The organism is Veillonella sp. CAG:933, from assembly GCF_000431435.1.
Taxonomy (GTDB): Bacteria; Bacillota; Negativicutes; order Veillonellales; family Veillonellaceae; genus Veillonella_A.
On record NZ_HF986179.1, the window covers coordinates 1 to 2,927 of the forward strand.

A 2,927-nucleotide genomic window follows, 5' to 3' on the forward strand; every position below is an offset into this window, starting at 1 on the left:
CCAGTATTTATCTAAGTTTGCAGCACTTTCTAAACACACTTTTTGTCCTATAACTCGATATGCATCCGTTGTGCTTCATCGAATTCATCGGTAATTTCTTTAGAAGGTGGATTATCCAAAAGGCTTACCACATAAATGGCGATGAGGGAGAACAAGAAGCCCGGCACGATTTCATAGATACCGAACCACTCGAACTGTTTCCAAATAAGTACAGTCAAGCCACCAACCACGATGCCGGCGACACAACCTTTTAAGGTCATGCGACGCCAGAAGAGGGAGAGCAAAATGGCAGGGCCGAAAGCGGCACCGAAGCCGGCCCACGCATAGGCGACCATGGTTAAAATGTAGCTGTTCGGATCGAGGGCAAGCCACAAGGCAATGGCGGAAATAACAAGTACCGTAATACGGCTGATAAGTACTAATTCCTGATCGCTGGTGCGGTGACCGACGATGTTTTTATACAAGTCCTGTGAAACGGAAGAGGCCGTTACCAATAACTGCCCGGAAGCAGTACTCATGATGGCTGCCAGTACGGCGGACCATACGAGACCGGCCACAAATGGCGGGAAGAGTTCTTCGTTCATTACGAGGAATACTTTTTCCACATCAGCGCCGGCAAGTGGTGTGCTGAGGAATACTTTACCTACAAGACCAACCATTACAGCTGCAATGAGGGAAATAACAACCCATACCATGGCAATATTGGTGGCTTTTTTCAGTTCACGGGCATCGGAGATGGCCATGAAACGAACCAAGATGTGCGGTTGACCAAAATAGCCAAGCCCCCAAGCGACAGATGAGATGATACCGATGACTAAGGTATAGGTGTCGGCTTCAGGCCCCCAAATGGAAAGACCTTGCGGAAATTCTGTAGCGATTAAATGAGCTGTATTAATCGGACCGTTTAACGTGAAGGCTGCGGCGATTGGAATGAGTAAGATGGCAAAGAACATCATGGTGCCCTGAATAAAATCGGTCCAACTTACGGCTAAGAACCCGCCGAGGAAGGTATAGAAGATTACTACGCCCGCCGTAATGAGGAGGGATACGGTATAATCAAGTCCGAAAATCGTCGTAAAGAGTTTGCCCCCCGCAACGAAGCCTGATGAGGTGTAAATCAGGAAGAATATAATGATGAAAATAGCGGACACGATAGGTAAGATTTTAGTCGTATCGCGGAAGCGGTTTTTTAAGTAATCCGGAATGGTTAAACTGTTATTGGCTACTTCCGTATGGTTGCGCAGGCGCTTCGATACGAAGGCCCAGTTCAGCCAGGTACCGCCGGCAAGGCCGATGGCAATCCAGATGGCGGAAATCCCGGTGCTGTAGGCAAAACCGGGTAAGCCCATGAGCATCCAACCGCTCATATCGGAAGCCTCCGCACTCATGGAAGTTATCCAAGGGCCCAGCTTTCGGCCGCCCAGAATATAATCACTCAGATTACGTGACTTGCGATAATAATAAATGCCAATGTACATCATAACACCTAGATAGATGGCAAAGGCGAGAATAATGGAGAATTGATCGTGCATACTTGGATGCACCCCCCTTTCATAATAAATATATTCTTATATTTTAGCATAAAAATACAGTTTCTACTATATTAAATAATTGAGTGGTAGGTGTGTTTTTTGTCAAAAAATGTTAAAATAATATGGTGTGATAATTCCCGAAAGAAAGGATGTGAACGGACATGGCACATAAAGCAGCGGAGGCAGCATTAGCCCATTATTTCGGCTATACGTCGTTTCGACCGGCTCAAGAAGTGCCGGTAGCTTCGCTACTGGCCAATAAAGATGTGCTCGCCATCATGCCTACCGGTGCGGGGAAGTCGATTTGTTTTCAGATTCCCGCCATATTAAAACGAGGCTTGACCATTGTTTTTTCACCGTTAATATCCTTGATGCAAGACCAGGTAGACGGCTTGCGCATGCAAAAAATTCCCGCAGCTTATTTGAACAGTACCCAAGATAAGGATGAGTCCGTTAACGTTATGCGGGCCTTGCGCGCGGGCCGGGTTAAAATATTATACTTGGCGCCGGAACGATTGGCTTCGGAATGGTTTATTAACTTTCTCAAGGGACTGCCCATTGATCAGGTCATTATCGATGAAGCCCACTGTGTATCGCAATGGGGGCATGACTTCAGACCTTCTTATCAGCTCATAGCACCGTTCATTGAACAACTGCCGCGGCGGCCGGTAATCGGGGCCTTTACAGCCAGTGCCACGCGCGAAGTAGAAGCGGATATGAAGCGACTCTTGGGTCTAACGAATGCCACGGTGCATGTGACCGGTTTTGACCGACCGAATCTATCCTTTGAAGTAGTGCAACCGCAGAATAAATTGCAATATGTGCTGCAGTTTGTGGCGGACCATGATGCGGCAAACGGTATCATTTACTGCGCCACCCGTAAAGATGTAGAAACGGTGTACGGTGAATTGGCTAAACGAGGTGTGGAAGTCGGTTATTACCATGCAGGCCTCAGTGATGAAATCCGTAAGATGCAGCAGGAACGCTATGCTTACGATAAGGTGCGCGTCATGGTGGCTACCAGTGCGTTCGGCATGGGGATTGATAAGAGTAATGTGCGTTATGTACTGCATTACCAGATGCCCCGCAACATGGAAAGTTACTACCAGGAAGCGGGGCGTGCGGGCCGTGATGGGGCACCGTCAAAATGTGTGCTCCTCTATAGCGGCCGCGATGTGATGATACACAAGTATTTAATTAATGAATCGGTGCACGAACCGGAGCGGCGCCGCATTGAAATGAGCAAATTGCAGCAGATGATTAACTATTGTTTTACGACGGATTGTTTGCGTAAGTATATGCTTAACTACTTTGGTGAAACGGTGAACTGGACGCGCTGCGACAATTGCGGCTCTTGCTTACACAAAGGCGCGCTGCGCGATTTGACAAAGGAAG

2 protein-coding genes are annotated in these 2,927 nt (G+C 47.7%); one reads left to right on the plus strand and one right to left on the minus strand.

Translation table 11 applies throughout. From position 1 onward, the window contains the following. Positions 1–47 precede the first annotated feature (47 nt). A complete protein-coding gene (putP, locus tag QZL64_RS04185; protein ID WP_021840750.1) occupies positions 48–1,532 on the minus strand; it encodes a sodium/proline symporter PutP in 1,485 nt (494 codons plus the stop codon). 161 nt (positions 1,533–1,693) lie between these two features. Here putP and QZL64_RS04190 point away from each other — a divergent pair. Next, positions 1,694–2,927 (plus strand): RecQ family ATP-dependent DNA helicase (locus QZL64_RS04190; protein WP_296309298.1); only part of this gene is annotated, 1,234 nt, incomplete at its 3' end.

What these genes read in the sequence shown, in the direction of transcription:
- putP (WP_021840750.1), bottom strand. Translation starts at nt 1,532, where the DNA reads ATGCACGATCAATTCTCCATTATTCTCGCCTTTGCCATCTATCTAGGT.